13 protein-coding genes are annotated in these 16,778 nt (G+C 41.8%); 6 read left to right on the forward strand and 7 right to left on the reverse strand.

Annotated elements, in window-relative coordinates:
* Positions 1 to 116: 116 nt before the first annotated feature.
* From HC965_RS18885 to HC965_RS18895, 3 genes are read left to right on the forward strand one after another with little or no spacing between them, the layout of a single operon-like run.
* Positions 117 to 2,054 carry a glycogen debranching enzyme N-terminal domain-containing protein gene (locus HC965_RS18885; RefSeq protein ID WP_191032903.1) on the forward strand — a complete coding sequence of 646 codons (1,938 nt, stop codon included), beginning with the start codon at positions 117 to 119 and terminating at the stop codon, positions 2,052 to 2,054.
* Positions 2,055 to 2,071: 17 nt separating this feature from the next.
* On the forward strand, positions 2,072 to 3,340 hold the full coding sequence (locus HC965_RS18890; RefSeq protein ID WP_191032904.1) for a glycosyltransferase family 4 protein: 1,269 nt from the start codon (positions 2,072 to 2,074) through the stop codon (positions 3,338 to 3,340).
* 17 nt (positions 3,341 to 3,357) lie between these two features.
* The gene (locus HC965_RS18895; RefSeq protein WP_191032905.1) at positions 3,358 to 4,842 is read left to right on the forward strand and encodes a glycoside hydrolase family 57 protein; all 1,485 of its coding nucleotides are present in this window, start codon (positions 3,358 to 3,360) and stop codon (positions 4,840 to 4,842) included.
* A 160-nt stretch (positions 4,843 to 5,002) separates the two neighbouring features.
* Here the strand turns inward: HC965_RS18895 and HC965_RS18900 are convergent, their stop codons facing one another.
* Together HC965_RS18900 and HC965_RS18905 are read right to left on the reverse strand one after the other, a co-directional pair.
* A complete protein-coding gene (locus HC965_RS18900; protein WP_191032906.1) occupies positions 5,003 to 6,703 on the reverse strand; it encodes a DUF4270 domain-containing protein in 1,701 nt (566 codons plus the stop codon).
* Positions 6,704 to 6,724: 21 nt separating this feature from the next.
* Positions 6,725 to 7,567, reverse strand: a complete 843-nt coding sequence (locus tag HC965_RS18905) for a glycogen/starch synthase (RefSeq protein WP_191032907.1) — start codon at positions 7,565 to 7,567, stop codon at positions 6,725 to 6,727.
* Positions 7,568 to 7,709: 142 nt separating this feature from the next.
* Here HC965_RS18905 and panC point away from each other — a divergent pair, with 142 nt between their 5' ends.
* Together panC and panD are read left to right on the forward strand one after the other, a co-directional pair.
* A complete protein-coding gene (panC, locus tag HC965_RS18910; protein WP_191032908.1) occupies positions 7,710 to 8,555 on the forward strand; it encodes a pantoate--beta-alanine ligase in 846 nt (281 codons plus the stop codon).
* Positions 8,556 to 8,574: 19 nt separating this feature from the next.
* Positions 8,575 to 8,928 (forward strand): aspartate 1-decarboxylase, encoded by a 354-nt coding sequence (gene panD / locus HC965_RS18915; RefSeq protein WP_004301789.1) that lies wholly within the window; start codon positions 8,575 to 8,577, stop codon positions 8,926 to 8,928.
* 104 nt (positions 8,929 to 9,032) lie between these two features.
* Here panD and HC965_RS18920 read toward each other — a convergent pair whose 3' ends face one another.
* The 5 genes from HC965_RS18920 to rplU form a co-directional block, all read right to left on the reverse strand.
* A complete protein-coding gene (locus HC965_RS18920) occupies positions 9,033 to 11,324 on the reverse strand; it encodes a bifunctional dihydroorotate dehydrogenase B NAD binding subunit/NADPH-dependent glutamate synthase (protein ID WP_191032909.1) in 2,292 nt (763 codons plus the stop codon).
* A gap of 144 nt (positions 11,325 to 11,468) precedes the next feature.
* Positions 11,469 to 12,680 (reverse strand): glucose/galactose MFS transporter, encoded by a 1,212-nt coding sequence (gluP, locus tag HC965_RS18925; protein ID WP_191032910.1) that lies wholly within the window; start codon positions 12,678 to 12,680, stop codon positions 11,469 to 11,471.
* Between the two features lie 87 nt (positions 12,681 to 12,767).
* On the reverse strand, positions 12,768 to 14,042 hold the full coding sequence (serS, locus tag HC965_RS18930) for a serine--tRNA ligase (RefSeq protein WP_191032911.1): 1,275 nt from the start codon (positions 14,040 to 14,042) through the stop codon (positions 12,768 to 12,770).
* A 278-nt stretch (positions 14,043 to 14,320) separates the two neighbouring features.
* Positions 14,321 to 14,584, reverse strand: coding sequence for a 50S ribosomal protein L27 (gene rpmA / locus HC965_RS18935; RefSeq protein WP_191032912.1), 264 nt, complete (start codon positions 14,582 to 14,584; stop codon positions 14,321 to 14,323).
* 22 nt (positions 14,585 to 14,606) lie between these two features.
* Positions 14,607 to 14,924 carry a 50S ribosomal protein L21 gene (gene rplU / locus HC965_RS18940; RefSeq protein WP_191032913.1) on the reverse strand — a complete coding sequence of 106 codons (318 nt, stop codon included), beginning with the start codon at positions 14,922 to 14,924 and terminating at the stop codon, positions 14,607 to 14,609.
* 889 nt (positions 14,925 to 15,813) lie between these two features.
* On the opposite strand from rplU, the gene HC965_RS18945 reads away from it, so the two are divergent.
* On the forward strand, positions 15,814 to 16,284 hold the full coding sequence (locus HC965_RS18945; protein WP_191032914.1) for a hypothetical protein: 471 nt from the start codon (positions 15,814 to 15,816) through the stop codon (positions 16,282 to 16,284).
* The last annotated feature ends 494 nt before the right edge of the window (positions 16,285 to 16,778 follow it).

The raw sequence follows: 16,778 nt of genomic DNA on the forward strand, positions 1-16,778 counted from the left end.
GTACATTTGGGCGTTATACCCGTTGTATATGCTGCTACAGCCAATATATATGCAATGTAGCAATAATATATATACAATATGATGACCAATAATTAACCTTTAAATAATGCACAACTATGAGTTATTTACGATTTGACAAGACCCTCATGACGAATCTGGAAGAATCTCTTCAGAGAGAAATTCTCCGGACGAACAAGGCAGGAGCTTATCATTGTACAACGATTGTTGATTGTAACACACGCAAATATCACGGCCTGTTGGTGATTCCAGTTCCCAATATCGACGATGAAAACCATGTGCTGCTATCTTCTCTTGATGAAACGGTAATTCAACACGGTGCAGAGTTTAACTTGGGATTGCATAAATATCAAGGAAACAACTTTAGTCCCAACGGACACAAGTATATCCGCGAGTTTGACTGTGAACATATCCCGGCGACAACTTACCGTGTTGGAGGTGTGATTCTCCGCAAAGAAAAAATCTTTGTACATCATGAAAACAGAATCCTGATTCGTTATACTTTACTTGATGCGCACTCGGCGACGACTCTGCGCTTCCGCCCGTTCCTCGCTTTCAGGAGTGTACGAGAGTACACACACGAAAACGCACAGGCAAGCCGCGAGTATCAACCCGTGGAAAATGGTATCAAGACTTGCATGTATCCCGGTTATCCGGAACTTTACATGCAGTTGAACAAAAAATGTGAGTTCCACTTCCAGCCCGACTGGTATCGTGGCATTGAATACCCGAAAGAACAGGAACGCGGGTATGACTTTAACGAAGACCTTTATGTTCCCGGCTATTTCGAGGTAGATATAAAGAAAGGAGAGAGCATTGTATTCTCTGCCGGAACTTCGGAAATCACTCCCCGTCGACTGAAGCAGACTTTTGAAGCGGAAGTGGCCGACCGTACGCCGCGTGATAGCTTCTACCACTGTCTGAAAAACTCTGCTCATCAATTCCATAACCAACAGGAAGACGAACATTATATTCTTGCCGGTTATCCGTGGTTTAAGTGCCGCGCCCGTGACATGTTCATTGCCTTGCCGGGACTGACACTCGCTCTCGATGAAGTCGACCAGTTTGAAGATGTGATGAAAACGGCGGAAAAGGCGATTCGTAACTTCATTAATGAAGAGCCTGTCGGATACAAGATTTATGAAATGGAGCATCCTGATGTATTGCTTTGGGCTGTCTGGGCTTTGCAACAGTATACAAAGGAGACTTCCCGCGAACAATGCCGTCAGAAATATGGAGAACTCCTGAAAGATATCATGGAATTTATCCGTCAGCGGAAACATGATAATCTTTTCCTGCATGAAAACGGACTGCTGTATGCAAATGGTACGGAAAAAGCAATAACATGGATGAATTCTACTGTGAACGGACATCCGGTGATTCCGCGTACAGGATATATTGTTGAATTTAATGCTTTGTGGTATAATGCACTGCGTTTTGTGGCCGATTTGGTGCGCGAAGGCGGCGATGCATATTTTGCAGATGAACTCGACACACAGGCGGAAGTGACAGGTAAGTCATTTGTTGATGTATTCCGTAATGAATACGGGTATCTGCTTGATTATGTGGATGGCAATATGATGGATTGGAGTGTACGTCCTAACATGATATTTGCCGTGGCATTTGATTATTCTCCATTAGACAGGGCGCAGAAGAAACAAGTGCTCGATATCGTGACCAAAGAATTGCTGACTCCTAAGGGAATCCGTTCGTTGAGTCCGAAGAGTGGGGGATATAATCCGAATTATGTAGGCCCGCAGGTACAGCGTGACTATGCATATCATCAGGGAACGGCCTGGCCTTGGCTGATGGGATTCTATTTGGAAGCTTATCTTCGGATTTATAAGATGAGTGGGCTGTCGTTTGTTGAACGCCAACTGATTAGCTATGATGATGAAATGACAAGCCATTGCGTTGGTTCGCTTGCTGAACTGTTTGACGGAAATCCGCCTTTCAGAGGACGCGGCGCTGTGTCATTTGCGATGAATACGGCAGAAATCTTGCGTGTTTTGAAGCTGCTGTCTAAGTATTATTAAAAAAAGGAGGAACGAAGATGAAAGTTTTAATGTTTGGATGGGAATTCCCCCCAAAAATATATGGTGGTCTTGCAGTTGCTTCTTATGGAATAACTAAGGGATTGAGTTTGCAGGGTGATGTCGAGACGATCTTTTGTATGCCTAAACCCAGCGGTGAAGAAGAGAAATTCCTGAAAATAGTCGGTATGAATCAAGTGCCTGTCGTATGGCGTGATATTAATTATGACTATCTGAAGTCTCGTTTACAGGCAAATATGTCACCGGAAGAATATTATTCTTTCCGTGATCATATCTATGCCGATTTCTCTTATATGCATGTCAATGATTTGGGATGTATGGATTTTGCCGGTGGTTATCCCGGGAACTTACACGAAGAAATCAATAATTTCTCTATTATCGCCGGTGTAGTAGCCCGTGCGCAAGAATTTGACATTATTCATGCACACGACTGGCTGACTTATCCTGCCGGTGTGCATGCCAAGATGGTAAGTGGCAAACCGCTGTGTATCCATGTGCATGCTACGGATTTCGACCGTTCTCGTGGAAAAGTCAATCCTACTGTTTATTCGATAGAGAAGAATGGTATGGATCATGCTGATTGTATTATGTGTGTGTCCGAATTGACTCGCCGTACTGTTATTAACGAGTATCATCAGGACCCGAGAAAGGTATTTGCCATGCACAATGCCGTTTATCCATTGTCACAAGAACTTTTGGATATTCCGCGTCCCGATCATTCTAAAGAGAAAGTGGTTACTTTCCTCGGGCGTATCACCATGCAGAAGGGACCGGAGTACTTTGTGGAAGCTGCTGCGCTTGTGTTGCAACGCACCCGTAATATCCGTTTTGTGATGGCAGGTTCGGGCGATATGTTGAATGCCATGATTAATTTGGTGGCAGAGCGGGGGATTGCCGATCGTTTCCACTTCCCGGGCTTTATGAAAGGTAAGCAAGTATATGAGGTTTATAAGAATAGTGATGTATTTGTCATGCCTTCTGTCTCCGAGCCTTTCGGTATCGCTCCGTTGGAAGCTATGCAATGTGGAACACCTTCCATCATTTCAAAGCAATCGGGTTGTGGTGAAATCCTCAATGAGGTGATTAAGACCGATTACTGGGATATTCATGCGATGGCCGACGCTATCTATTCACTTTGTACCAATCCATCTCTTTTCCAATATCTTCAGGAAGAAGGTAAGAAGGAGGTTGACGGAATTACTTGGGAAAAAGTCGGCTTGAGAATCCGTGCTCTCTACGAGGATGTGTTAAGAAACTATGGTAAATAACGAAACAATATACAAAAATGAGAACTATCTGTCTTTATTTTGAAATACATCAAATTATCCATTTGAAACGCTATCGTTTCTTCGATATTGGTAATGATCATTATTATTATGATGATTATGCGAACGAAATGAGTATGAATGAAGTTGCCGAGCGTTCATATATTCCTGCCCTTAGTACACTGATTGAAATGGTGAAGAACTCAGGCGGTGCTTTCAAAGTTGCGCTTTCTATTTCAGGCGTGGCGTTGGAGCAACTGGAAATTCATGCTCCGGCAGTGATTGACTTATTGCATCAACTGAATGATACCGGCTGTTGTGAATTCCTTTGCGAGCCTTATTCGCATGGTCTGTCTTCACTTGCTAACGAGGATTGCTTCCGTGAAGAAGTGATTCGTCAGCGTGATAAGATGAAGCAGATGTTTGGCAAAGAACCAAAAGTGTTCCGCAACTCCAGCTTGATTTATTCAGATGAAATCGGAGGTTTGGTAGCTTCTTTGGGCTTCAAGGGAATGTTGACAGAAGGTGCTAAACATGTATTGGGTTGGAAGAGCCCGCACTATGTATATCATTGTAATCAGGCTCCGAGCCTTAAACTTTTATTGAGAGACTTCAAGCTATCGGATGATATAGGTTTGCGTTTCTCTAATTCGGATTGGGCGGAATATCCTTTGTTTGCGGATAAATATATCAATTGGATTGATGCACTTCCACAGGAAGAACAAGTTATCAATATCTTTATGGAATTGAGTGCGCTTGGTATGGCTCAACCTTTGTCTTCCAATATTCTCGAATTCCTGAAAGCTCTGCCGGAATGTGCGAAAACGAAAGGTATTACTTTCTCTACGCCGACCGAAATCGTAACGAAGCTGAAATCCGTATCTCAACTTGATGTCGCTTATCCGATGTCATGGGTAGATGAGGAAAGAGATACTAGCTGCTGGCTGGGTAATGTTATGCAGCGTGAAGCTTTCAATAAGTTGTATAGTGTGGCAGAACGTGTTCACTTGAGTGACGACCGTCGTATCAAGCAGGACTGGGATTATTTGCAGGCTAGCAACAACTTCCGTTTTATGACTACGAAGAATACCGGTATTTGGCTGAACCGTGGTATTTATGATTCTCCTTATGATGCTTTCACTAACTATATGAATATTCTTGCTGACTTCATCAAACGGGTGGATTCATTATATCCTTCGGATGTGGATAGCGAAGAACTTAATTCTTTGTTGACTACGATTAAGAATCAGGGTGATGAAATAACCGAATTGCAGAAAGAAGTTGAGAAATTGCAAGCAAAGGTTGCAAAGGAAGCTGCCGCGAAAAAGAGTGCAGCAAAGAAGACAACTGCGGTTGCTGCTAAGGAATCTGTAGCTAAAGAACCAGTTGCAAAAGTTGCTTCAGCTAAACCTGCTGCCAAGAAAGCTACTGCTAAAAAGGCTGCTGCTGAACCAAAGAAGCCGGCTGCAAAAGCTAAGAAAACTACAGCAAAGAAAGAAGAATAAGATAATTACTTCTTGATATAAAAAAGCCGTGAGTTTGATAAAATCAAGTTTACGGCTTTTTTATTGTATTGTCGTCTTTCGAGTATTTCTATAAAATAATAGCGCGAATTACATTCAAGTAATCCGCGCTGATGTTTTATAGATGTGTCTCTATTGTTTCTTATTTCGATTTTGTTCCAAAGTTTGTGGAAACAACTTCAAGCTTTAATACATTATTGGGATCAGGCTTGCCGTCAATCTTTTTAGTACCTCCTTTCAAGCGTACATAACCAGGTTTTAAGTCATGTTGTATACTTATTACATTAGAAGTAGAGGTGCCGTAATAATTATTACTTGAAGAAGAATCTTTGGTAACAAGTACCGGGATAAGTACAAACTTATTCCATTCACTGTATTCTTCCCACTCTTCGATAGTTGTTGCTGTTTTGGTTTCTTCAACATTAGTCACCGGATCAGTAACTTTAAATGTCATTGGCAATAAATTCTTCGCTGCTTCCCTATCCGCCAAACAATTATTTATCATTTGAGTGATATTATTGAATGTATACTGGGTAAAGCTAAGTGTATTATTTGAATAGTCAAAGAGCGATGAAATTGTACCATCACTAAGTTGATTCTTTTCAAAGAAAGTATCTTTATACTTTTTGCGTATCAATAAAACACTTCTAGGTTTGGACATTCCAAATTTCTTTTCATTCGTTTCGTTATAAATAGGAATTCCCAGTTTTACAGCATTCAACGTGTCTCCTTGTAGCTTTTCTGCTATTTCGCTAACAGGAATAGTTACTTGAGTAAAGATACCTGCAGGGCTTTTTATATAAGTCAAATCAGGGTTGTTTATACAATCCTCCATAGCAGCCTGGTCATTATCCAAACCATTTGCTTGAATAACTTCACGGGTAGAATTAAACATACGATATCCATAATATGTGGAGTCTCTAGGCGTTGTCTCGTTTTCTTCTAGTACCTTCTTTTTTAGCTTAAGACCTGTAATACTATCAACAGCATAGCATTTATATACTACATTCATTTGTACGTCATCTATATAAAGTATCGTACCATCACCATAATCACCCTTTACATAGATTCCTTTAAATGCTTCTTTAAGTTTATCTCTATCGAAATTGGTTCCTGATTTGTAGGCTTTTTTAATGATTTCTTTTCCTATTCTTATGGCAGCATCTTTTTCAAAACTAACATGTACGCTAGGTACGTATGTACTAAGTTTACGAATAGAATCTTTAACAGATAGGTCAACTGCTGTATAGGCTTTAGTACCTAAAATATTTTGTGGATCATAAAAGTCATTGGGATCAATATTCGTATAATATGCATTATCTTTGTTTAGTGTTTCTTTTCCATTCCCCCCCAATTCATAAACACTTAGACGGGAAGCTGTTAATGAATCTCCGAAATAGCTGCTATACCACAAATAAAGTTCGATTGTATGGATATTACCAATGATTTTGCCATTATCTTCCACAAAGGTAATATCTTCCTTATCTTTATCATCTCCGTCTTCGCCGACCATTGTTTGAGTAAGCTTGTTATCACTGTCGAAAGCTGTACCGTTATATACCCCCGGGAATGTCATTCCCTTTGTACAATTTAATTCTGACAGAAATCCGGCCTGATAAGTACCAAACAGGTCATCAGTAAACTTTCCTACATAACCGATGTTACTCTTTGCATAAATCTGACCTGCAGGGACAGATTCCGTTGTAACATCATATGTTGTCAGCTTTCCATTAATATTCTGGTCGCTTCCCGGAAACATTCCCAGTCCCAATCCTGCTGTGTTATCATCACAACCGAAAAAAGTGATTGCCAGTAGAGCGATTAAGGCGTATTTTGCTTTCATGATCGTCGTATCTTGATTTTTTTATTCTTCTTCTTCGTTGTTGTTGGAAGTGGCTTCCCATACCTTATCGTAGAACTCATTGCAGGCGTCTGCATAGTTTTCCGGTTCTTGGTAGTCAAGCACCAATTTGCCTGATTGACGGGCGTATTCGATGATGGATTCATCTACTTTTTCACTGTTCTGAATTATTCCGTCGGAATAATCAACAGCAAGTTTGCAAAGAGTAGCGTAATCTACCGGTTCTTTCAAATCGCCTAAGTCTTTCTTTGAAAGACCTTTCAGCATCAACTTTGTTGCAAAGTCGTCGCTAAGCGTATTCTTGAAGTCGTCTTCATAAACAGAGAAAACTACCTTGGCATCGCGGAAAGAAGGTTCATCCTTGTAGGCCTTCTTAATATAAAGAGGAGCCAAAGCCGTCATCCAACCATGACAATGGATAACATCCGGACACCAGCGAAGCTTTTTCACAGTTTCCAGTACACCACGTGCATAGAAAATGGCACGGCTGTCATTATCGTCGTATTCCACGCCATTTTCGTCCGCTGTCTGCATACGGTTTTGGAAATAGTCATCGTTGTCGATGAAATATACCTGCATGCGTGCGGATTGGATGGAAGCAACTTTTATAATCAGTGGGTGGTCAGTATCGTCGATAATCAGGTTCATACCGGAGAGGCGAATCACTTCATGCAGCTGGTTTCTGCGCTCGTTGATATTTCCCCATTTGGGCATAAATGTTCTGATTTCACGGCCTTTTTCTTGTATCGCCTGTGGAAGGTTTCTACCTATATTGGCCATTTCGGATTCTGAAACGTAAGGTGTAATCTCTTGAGTAATAAATAAAACTTTATTCGCCTTTGTCATAATAACGATAGTTCACTATAATATTCTGCAAAGATACGAAAAAAAAGACACATTAAATAAGATATTCTTTCTTTATGTGGCAAATATTAGTTTATTTTGCAGAGTTTTTGCAAACGAGTAAAACATAAACCAATTGACGAAAATGAAAATAGTGCACACTATCAAGGACTTACAGGCGGAATTGACTGCCCTGAGAGCCCAAGGTAAAACGGTGGGACTGGTTCCTACAATGGGTGCTTTGCATACGGGACATGCATCTCTGGTAAAGCGCAGCGTAAGTGAGAATGGTGTAACTGTAGTGAGTGTTTTTGTAAATCCCACACAGTTTAACGATAAGAACGACTTAGAGAAATATCCGCGTACGTTGGATGCTGATTGCAGCTTATTGGAAGAATGTGGGGCTGCATTTGTATTTGCTCCTTCCGTAAGTGAAATGTATCCCGAACCGGATACCCGCCAATTCAGCTATGCTCCATTGGATACGGTGATGGAAGGTGCGTTTCGTCCGGGACATTTCAACGGTGTTTGCCAGATTGTCAGCAAGTTGTTTGATGCTGTGCAGCCGGATAAGGCATATTTCGGCGAGAAGGATTTCCAGCAGTTGGCGATTATTCGTGAGATGGTTCGCCAACTGGGATATAAGTTGGAAATCGTAGGCTGTCCGATTGTACGCGAAGAGGACGGACTGGCATTGAGCAGCCGGAATAAGCGTTTATCTGCACAAGAACGTGAAAATGCTTTAAATATTTCACGGACATTATTTAAAAGTCGTAACTTTGCAGCCACTCACACAGTGGGCGAAACGCAAAAGATGGTGGAAGATGCGATTGAAGCCGCTCCGGGTTTGCGCTTGGAGTATTTTGAAATCGTAGACGGAAATACATTGCAGAAGATAAATAGCTGGGAAGATACTTCTTATGTAGTAGGATGCATCACCGTATTCTGCGGAGAAGTCCGGCTGATTGATAACATTAAATATAAAGAATAACTAAAAAAGACGAAACCTTATGATGATTGAAGTGTTGAAGTCGAAAATTCATTGCGCACGCGTCACAGAAGCGAATCTGAACTACATGGGTAGCATCACGATTGATGAAGACCTGCTGGATGCTGCGAACATGATTCCGGGAGAAAAAGTGTATATCGCTGATAATAACAATGGCGAACGCTTTGAAACCTACATTATCAAAGGTGAACGCGGTTCGGGCAAGATTTGCCTGAACGGTGCTGCTGCCCGTAAGGTGCAACCGGATGATATTGTCATTATCATGTCCTACGCATTGATGGATTTTGAGGAAGCCAAGTCGTTTAAGCCGGCTGTTATTTTTCCCGATCCTGCGACGAACAAAGTAGTAAAGTAAGAAAGTATCTCTGATGTTTTAATAATAAGAAAATCCCCGTTTACTCGATGTAGACGGGGATTTTCTTATTTGTCTTTGGACTGAAAATCAGCCCGTGTATCGCTTTACTTCGCTTGTAATTGCTCATTCATGGCAGCAGCAGCCTTGCGGCCGTCTCCCATAGCGAGAATGACAGTAGCTCCACCGCGAACGATATCGCCACCCGCGTAAATCATAGGAATAGAAGACTCCATGTTGTCATTGACAGTAATCGTTCCTCTGCGTCCTACTTCCAATCCCTTGATGGAGCTTGGAACAATCGGGTTGGGAGATACCCCGACGCTTACGATTGCCAAATCAATATCAATCGTTTCCGTCGCACCGGGAATGGCCACGGGACTACGACGTCCGGAAGCATCCGGTTCGCCTAATTCCATCTTTTGCAGAATGACCTGTTTAACGCAACCTTGTTCGTCAGCGATATATTCGATAGGATTATGCAATGTCAGGAATTCGATTCCCTCTTCCTTGGCATGTTTCACTTCTTCGATACGTGCGGGCATTTCTTCTTCCGAACGGCGGTAGATAATCATGGCACGTTCAGCTCCCAGGCGTTTAGCCGTACGAACGGAGTCCATAGCAGTGTTACCACCGCCAATCACAGCTACGTTCTTACCGAAAGCTACCGGAGTATCAGAGTCTTCGCTGGCAGCATCCATCAAGTTGACGCGGGTGAGATATTCATTGGAAGACATGATATTGATAGAGTTTTCTCCGGGGATATTCATAAAGTTGGGCAGACCGGCGCCGGAAGCCACGAATATACCTTTGAAACCTTCTTCTTTCAGGTCTTCTACGCTGATAGTCTTTCCTACGATGCAGTCTTTGACGAAGTTGACTCCCATCTTGGCGAGGTTGTCAATCTCTACATCTACAATCTTATTAGGCAAACGGAATTCAGGGATACCATATTTCAATACACCGCCAATTTCGTGCAGCGCTTCGAATACGGTTACATCATATCCAAACTTTGCCATATCACCGGCAAATGCCAATCCGGCAGGTCCCGAACCGATAACAGCTATTTTGATGCCATTCTTATCTGCGATAACAGGAACGGAAATCTGTCCACTTTCGCGTTCGTAATCGGCTGCAAAGCGTTCGAGGTAACCGATAGCTACCGGTTGCTCTTTCATCTTCAGATGAATACATTTGGATTCACACTGTTTTTCCTGCGGACAAACACGGCCGCAAACAGCCGGAAGTGCACTTGTCTCTTTCAGTGTCTTGGCAGCTTCGAGAAATTCTCCACGTTCAATGTTCTTGATGAAACGGGGAATGTCTATACCTACCGGACAGCCTTCCATGCATCCCGGATTGGCACAATCCAAGCAGCGTTTAGCTTCTGTAACCGCTTGCTCTGCTGTCAAGCCTTGGTTTACTTCCTCTTTGCGGCTATGTGAACGGTATTCCGCGTCAAGTTCGTTCATCTCGACACGGGGAATAGCCGTACGTTCTTTCGCTTTCATTGATTTACGCAATTCCTGTCTCCAGGCAGCGTTGCGACTCTTTTCGTCGATTTCCTTGGTAGCTTCACATTCGGGCTGTAACTTATTCATTTCTTCGCGCTCGATTTTCTTGAACGCACCCATGCGTTTCAGCATTTCGTCGAAATCTACCTGGTGACCGTCAAATTCAGGACCGTCTACACAAACGAATCTAGTCTTTCCGCCTACGGTGATGCGGCAGGCGCCACACATACCCGTTCCGTCCACCATGATGGTATTTAACGAAACATCAGTCGGAATCTCATATTTTTTAGTCAGCAAACAGACGAATTTCATCATGATGGCGGGACCGATAGCGAAGCATTTATCAACCTTCTCACGTTTGATAACTTCTTCCACACCTTCCGTCACCAAACCTTTGCGGCCGTATGAACCGTCGTCTGTCATAATGATAACTTCGTCAGAGCTTTCGCGCATTTCTTTCTCCAGGATGATAAGGTCTTTGTTACGTCCTGCCAGTACGGTAATCACACGGTTGCCGGCAGCCTTCAAGGCCTGTACGATGGGGAGCATCGGAGCTACACCTACACCACCACCAGCGCAGACTACTGTTCCGAATTTCTCAATGTGTGTAGCTTGTCCGAGCGGACCTACTACGTCGGTAATATAGTCACCCTCATTCAGTTCACAAAGGCGGGTAGAAGAAAGCCCGACTTCCTGTATAACCAAAGTAATAGTGCCCTTCTTCAAATCGGAACCAGCGATAGTCAAAGGCATACGTTCTCCCTTTTCGCCTACACGTACAATGACGAAGTGTCCGGCCTTACGGGATTTAGCAATTAGAGGAGCTTCAATTTCAAATTTGAATACTTTCTCAGAAAAGCGTTCTTTGCTAATGATTTTGTTCATTATCTAATTAATTTGTTGGTTTTATTACGTAACTGCTAGCAGAATGTTATAAATTTCGGCAAAGATACGGCTTATTTACGAAAAACAAAAAGAAAAGCCACTCTTTTGATGAGTGGCTCTCCATATATGAGTGATTATCCCTGTTTATTTCGTTCTGATTTTGTATCCGGCTACTCCGTAATATAGGATAAACAGGAAACAGGGGAGACACAGCCAGTAAGCCTGTTGCGGAGTGGCTACGTCTTTCAGCCAACCATAAAGGGTGGGAACAACAGCGCCACCAAACATAGCCATAATTAATAATGATGAACCTGCCTTGGTAAATTTGCCAAGGTCTGCCATTGCTAGCGGCCATAAAGCCGGCCACATCAATGAGCATCCCAAAGCCATAAACGAAATGAAATAGATAGAAATATGGCTCGGAGTGAGTACTACCAGCAATGAACCGATAATAGCCAAAATGGAGCAAATCTTCAAGGCTGTTGCCTGACTAAGATATTTCGGGATAAAGATAATACCGCAGATGTAACCGATAACAATGCCGATAGGAGCAATCCATGCATAATTGGCAGCACCTTCGAGTCCGAGTTCTTTAGCGTAATCGACCAACGTTCCTAATGAAACTGTTTCAACGCCTACATAAAGGAATAAAGCCAGACAGCCTAACAGCAAATGTGGAAACTGAAATACGGACGTTTTCCTGGCAGCATAGGAGCTAGCGTCGGTTTTTTCGTCACTTTCATCTTCTCCTGCAGCTTTCACTTCGGGTAGCGGCGCGAAGAAAGCCATGATGCCCAAAGCAACAAAAGCACAAATGATGATGATAAACGGCTTGTTCAAGTCTTCGATACCAATCAAGCTGACATCTTTGCCTAACAGCCATACGATGAAGATGGCAGGAATAGGCCACGCCAGTTTGTTACAGATACCCATTATACTGATACGTTTTGCAGCACTGTCCAATGGTCCTAAGATGGTGATATAAGGATTGACTGCTGCTTGCAGATACGCATTGGCGGCTCCACTAATGAAAGATGCCAACAGGAATAATGGGAAACTCTCCTGAGATGCCGACAAGATGAACAGGTAAAATGCCACAGCAAAAATAAAGAAAGACAGTGACATGGTGCGTTTGTAACCAATCGCCTTGATAGTAAGTCCGGCAGGATAGCCGAATACCAAAAATGGGATAAAGGTTGCGGCAATAATAAGATAAGAAGCGGTATTCGATATTCCCAGTGATTTTTGTAATACGGGAACTAACAACGAATTAATACCTAATGCGAAACCAATCGCGAAGAACATAATGCCGATGAATGTCAAAGGCAGTACGAAACTCTTTGTGTTTTTTGTCATGGGGGTAAATGTGTTAAAAGGTTATGTAAAAAACTCCTGTAAGAAGAGGAACTTCCTGATTCTTACAAGAGTGAAAATTTCTTTTTTTTAGTCTATGATGTCGAAACCGCAGTACGGAACCAATGCTTTCGGAATTCTGATGCCTTCCGGAGTTTGGTTGTTTTCGAGTAAAGCGGCAACGATACGTGGCAATGCCAGTGCCGAACCGTTCAATGTGTGGCAAAGTTCGGTTTTCTTGTCTGCATTGCGATAACGACATTTCAGACGGTTCGCCTGATAAGTATCAAAATTAGATACGGAGCTTACTTCCAGCCAACGTTTCTGTGCTTCGGAATATACTTCGAAGTCAAAGCAGAGCGCAGCGGTAAAACTCATATCGCCGCCACAAAGACGAAGGATACGATACGGAAGTTCCAGTTTCTGCAACAGACCTTCTACATGATTTAGCATTTCCTGGTGAGACTGCTTGGAATGTTCCGGCTTGTCGATACGGACTAATTCTACTTTAGAAAATTCGTGCAGACGATTCAGACCACGTACATCCTTACCATAAGAACCGGCTTCGCGACGGAAACATTGCGTATATGCACAGTTCATAATCGGCAATTGTTTATCTTCCAGGATTACATCACGATAGATGTTTGTAACGGGAACTTCTGCTGTCGGAATCAGATATAAGTCATCTACTTCGCAATGATACATCTGTCCTTCTTTGTCGGGAAGCTGTCCTGTACCATAACCGGAAGCGGCGTTGACAACTGTCGGTGGCATGATTTCAGTATATCCTGATTTGCGTGCTTCGTCCAGGAAGAAATTGATAAGTGCACGTTGAAGTTGCGCGCCTTTACCTTTATATACGGGGAAGCCCGCACCTGTGATTTTAACTCCCAGGTCAAAGTCGATTAAGTCATATTTCTTAGCCAGTTCCCAGTGGGGGAGTGCGTCTTTGGGAAGTTCGGTTTCCATACCCCCCATTTTTTCTACGACGTTGTCATCGGCGCCTATACCTTCGGGCACTTCGTCATAAGGAACATTAGGGATTGTATAAAGTACATTCTGCATCTCAGTAGCAGCCTGTGTCATAACGGCGTCCAGTTCCTTGTTGCCTTCTTTCAGTTCGGCGACGCGGGCGCGTGCAGATTCAGCTTCTTCTTTCTTGCCTTCTTTCATTAATTGTCCGATAGTGCGCGAAAGCGAGTTAACCTCTGCCAGGTTTTTATCTAATAGGTTTTGTGTGCTACGTCTCTTGTCGTTTAGAGCGATCACTTGATCGATTGTTTCTTTTGCATTTTTGAAATGCTTCTTTTCCAGTCCGCGGAGTACCGCCTCTGTGTTTTCTGTAATTTGTTTAATGGTAAGCATATTTATACTTTTTATGAAAAACCGTTTTTGAGTCTACAAAGATAGATAAATAAAACAAATGATATTACATATATGCTATATTTTGGCAATAATAAGGATGGAAAAAATGAAAAATATTGCAGAAGTGTAATATGTAAATGTTAAAAGAGTGTATGCTTATCGAGTAATGAAGGTGATTGTGATAAAAAAGAAAGATAAAAAAGTAGAAGGGTAAAAAAGAAAGGAGATGCAATCCTTTGGATTACATCTCCTTCTCTTAAATATTTTCAGTTGTGCAATTATGCTTCAGTTGCAGGAATGATAGAAACAGATCTTTTGTCTCCTTTGCCTACTTTGAAGTTAACTGTACCATCTACTAAAGCGAAAAGAGTGTGGTCTTTGCCCATTCCCATGTTTTCACCCGGGTGGAATTCAGTACCTCTTTGACGAACGATGATGTTACCTGCTTTGCAAGCTTCGCCACCAAATATCTTAACGCCTAATCTCTTACTTTGTGATTCGCGGCCGTTCTTAGAACTACCGACACCTTTTTTATGTGCCATTTCTTCTTACTTTTTAAAATGATTAAGCTACTACTTCTGTAATTGTTAATTCAGTAAACTGTTGACGGTGACCGTTCAGTTTTCTGTGACCTTTTCTTCTTTTCTTGTGGAAGATAAGAACTTTGTCGCCTTTAACCAAGTTTGAAACAACCTGGCAAACAACTTTCGCGCCTTCTACAGTAGGAACACCTACAGTTACGTTTCCGTCTTTGTCTACCAAAAGAACTTTTTCAAATTCTACTGTTGCGCCGTTTTCTGCACCTTCAATGTGGTGAACGAACAATTTCTGACCAGCTTCTGCTTTAAACTGCTGACCGTTAATTTCTACAATTGCGTACATCTTATATATAATGTATAAGTTAGCTCCGGCGGGTGGTCTTTAATCACTTAAAGAGCTCTTTATCGAACCCGTTGCGGAATAATCGGGCACAAAAGTACTATTTTTATTCAATCCAAACAAATGTTTCCGCTCTTTTTTTAATTGTTTTGGAATACTTCTCCCTCTTCCTAGGGTTTAAAATGCATTTTCTCTTTCAACCTATCACCTGATGGTTCAAATCATTCATTTATAATACTTTGACTGGTGATAGGTTGTGTTTATAACCTATCACCTCATCTATCACCTATCACCCGTTCTTTCATCTCTCCTAATAGACCTGTCGATCGATTGCTTATGAGTTTCTACTTCTTCATGGCTAGGTGTCGAATGTTTCATTACTTGGAACAAAGTGTTTCATGCCTTGAAACTATTAGTTCCAAGTAATGAAACATTTAGTTGCAAGGCTTTGAAACTCTAGTTTCAAGCGTTAGAAACTAAAGTGTCTAGGCGGGGAAACTAAAGTTTCTTGCTTTTGGAACTCTAGTTTCAACCAATGGAACTGAAGTTTCAGCGTAGGAAACTGTAATTTGAGTGTAGTCTTGCGACTTTTCCTAATGCACGGGGTGTTGATTGTCCTATATCTAAGTCAAGAAAAAGGCTATGTTTTATCTTTGTACAGTGTGATTGTTTTAAAAAAAGATAGTATATTTGCAATACCTAACATTCTACCTCGCAAGCGGTGAATCTGCTTCAGATTCGGTAGCAGGCATTTTTATGTCTGCTGCTGTTTGGTGATATGCGGTTTCGTACCCCCGTGGGGAGCATCAATGTGCCCCCAGCTTGCGAGAGTGTTAGGTAACGGGTCAGGCGGAACCGCTCTTTTTTTCTGCCTATTTAATACCTTATTATTATGGATACAGAACACACAATGTGTCCCAAAGCCAATCCGACAGATACTGTCGTTGACCAATCTGCTGAATCTCTTTTGATAGACTCTATTTCGTCAGAAGAGATGACCGCTCTAAAGGCTTATTTTGAACGTTTAGCTCAAGAAATGCTTTCCTCTTCCCGATGTAAACTTAACTCGGGCGATGATTTACCCCACTATCTTTTTCGTAAACTAGAAAAATCAAAAGCATTATTTTCTAGCTTGGAACTTCCGTGGGAGCGTTATATTCCGATACTTTATCAGGCTTTTTCGCTCTATTTCATCCATATGAACGAACCGAATACCCGATTGAAAGCACTGAAACTTACTTCAGAACTGATGTCCGCCGTGGTTCTCTTATCACAATCCGGTCGATTGATAAACCAATTAACTACTTTTTGCCATGAAGAGTCCGAAATGTTGAAGAAGTGGATGGATGAAAATAAGAAGTAATTCATCTAATCCACTTTTTGGGTATTGCTATATCATTTATTGGATGTAAACAGGTCATTTATCAGCTGTTAATACTTGGCTTCTCAGCTATTAATACTTGGGATGTCAGCTATTAATAGCTGAGATGATAACAGTTAATATCCTGTAAATCTGATTTCTATTGTTCTAAAATCATGCTAAGGAGGATTTGTGGTATATGGGGGCAAAAGTTGCTCCCATAGCTGCTCTCATGGTTGCTCTCATTACTGAAACATTGATGAATAAAGGGATTCAGGCAAAATGTGGGAGCATGGGAGCAAAATCGCTATAAACTTTTTTTCGTAAGTGCAGGAGAGTCGAATTGTAGTCTATATCAGTCCATAAGCCAGTTACGGAAAGTTAGTGCGAGATTTATAGATGCTGGGTATAGAAGATAATGAAGAAGAGAACTCAAACGAGAAAACAAGTAAGATGTTTGTTATTATGGAGTAGAAACATTATTTTTGTATTCTATA

Origin of the sequence: Bacteroides sp. GM023 (assembly GCF_014750685.1) — a bacterium.
Lineage (GTDB): Bacteria > Bacteroidota > Bacteroidia > Bacteroidales > Bacteroidaceae > Bacteroides.